The organism is Aeromonas molluscorum 848, from assembly GCF_000388115.1.
In the GTDB taxonomy this organism is placed as follows: Bacteria; Pseudomonadota; Gammaproteobacteria; order Enterobacterales; family Aeromonadaceae; genus Aeromonas; species Aeromonas molluscorum.
In genome coordinates this window covers 1-1,890 of record NZ_AQGQ01000282.1, presented here as the reverse complement: position 1 = coordinate 1,890, position 1,890 = coordinate 1, and the positions used below count along the sequence as shown (strand labels likewise).

Annotated in this window: 1 protein-coding gene and 1 pseudogene; one reads left to right on the top strand and one right to left on the bottom strand. The window is 62.5% G+C overall.

Annotated elements, in window-relative coordinates:
• The first annotated feature begins 132 nt into the window (after positions 1-132).
• The gene (cbl, locus tag G113_RS19965; protein WP_040319442.1) at positions 133-1,080 is read left to right on the top strand and encodes an HTH-type transcriptional regulator Cbl; all 948 of its coding nucleotides are present in this window, start codon (positions 133-135) and stop codon (positions 1,078-1,080) included.
• Positions 1,081-1,164: 84 nt separating this feature from the next.
• Here the strand turns inward: cbl and G113_RS19960 are convergent.
• Positions 1,165-1,890, bottom strand: a pseudogene (locus G113_RS19960) (N-acetylglucosamine-binding protein GbpA); the annotation flags it as partial.

Here is a 1,890-nt window from a genome sequence, read left to right as displayed (position 1 = left end):
GCGACCCTGACGACCAGATATAAAGCGGATGCAGCCCAGGGCGATGCGAACAGAGAAATGGAAACCGACATGCCAACCGGCATGGCGGGGTTATATCAAATGGGGGCAACCCTTGGCATGCAGGAGGCGAGGGTGAATTTTCAGCAGTTAAGGATCATCAGGGAGGCGGCCCGGCGCGACTATAACCTGACCGAGGTGGCGAACGCGCTGTTCACCTCCCAGTCCGGGGTCAGTCGCCATATCCGCGAGCTGGAAGAGGAGCTCGGCATCGCCCTGTTCGTGCGCTATGGCAAGCGGCTGCTTGGCATGACGGAGCCGGGCAAGGAGCTATTGGTGCTCGCCGAGCGCATCCTCAATGACGCCAGCAACATCCGCAAGCTGGCCAGCGCCTTCGCCAACCGCGAGTCGGGGCGCTTGCTGGTGGCGACGACCCATACCCAGGCGCGCTATGCGCTGCCACGGGTGGTGAAGGCATTTCGTGAGCGTTTCCCCGAGGTGCAACTGGAGCTGCGCCAGGGGGGGCCAGAGGAGATAGTTCGGCTGCTGCAAACCGGTGAGGTGGATATCGGCATCAGCAGTGAGCAGCTCGACCGCAGCGAAGGCGTGGTGGCCTTTCCCTACTACCGCTGGCACCACAACATAGTGGTGCCTAGGGGCCATCCCCTGGCCGGGGAGGAGCCGCTCAGTCTGGCCGCCCTGGCCCAGTGGCCCATCATCACCTATCAGGCCGGGCTCACGGGTCGCATCAGGGTTGATGAGGCCTTCGCCGCCGCGGGTATTTCACCCCAGATCCTGCTGACCGCTCAGGACTCGGACGTCATCAAGACCTACGTGGAGTTGGAGATGGGCGTGGGCATCCTGGCGGACATGGCGTTCGATCCCCAGCGAGACCTGGGGCTCCATCAGCTCGATGGTAGTCGGTTGTTCGCCCCTCACACTGCCTGGATTGGCCTCAAGCAGGGGCAGTTCCAGCACAACTTCGCCTGGCAATTTATCCAGCTCTGCAACCCCGAACTGGCGCTGGCCGACATTCAGGCCCGAGCGCTGCACGGTGAGCCGCTCATCGATTACCAGATCTGAGTCTTTCGCCCTGTCGACAGGGAGCAGCTGATAAAACGGGGAGCCAAAGGCTCCCCGTTGTCTGGTCGGTCACGGCCTCAGGCCTTACTGCACCAATTGCCAGGCATCCTGCCAATGGCTGCCAACTCCTGGCTCATAGTGAGTGGCGTTGCTGCTCCACTGGCTGCACCAGCCTTCGGCGGGGAAAGGTTTGCACTGGTAGATCTTGCCATCTTTGGGTTGCAGCACCCTGATCCCGCTCTTGTAGGCCGAGAGAGAGGCAGGGAACACATATTGGTAATCGCCGCTGACCGGATCTTGCAGCATGAGATCGACGGTCTGCTGCAAGATGGATCCGCCCCCTTTGGGAGTGCCTGCGAGCACCAGCTGGTGGTGACCGGCGCTGAGGTCGGTCAGCGCAAGGCTCAGACTCTGGCTGGCATCCTTGATGTCGGCCTGGATCTGCCCTTTGGCTGCGCCGCCATGGTCATAGAGGGTGGCGGTCACGGCCAGATCTCCCTGCACCGCCAGGGTGAAGTCGAGCTTGAGCTTGCCGCCATCGAGGGGGTAGCTGTCGCTCAGACCGCTCACCGCCATGCTGTCTGTCTGGGGAGGTTGCTGCTGTTCTAGCTGGATCTCGACCCGCGCCAGGCCGCTACCTGCCTTCAGATAGATGGGGTTCTGGCCGTAGACGGGGTTGAAGCTGTCGCCACTGCCCGGCTGGCCGGCGCGGATCTGGCTCTGCTCGGCGTTTATCTGGCTGGCCAGGGCCTGCGCCCTAGTTGTTTTTGAGTCCCTTGCTCGTCACTGGTGACGGTGAGTACCGTCTGC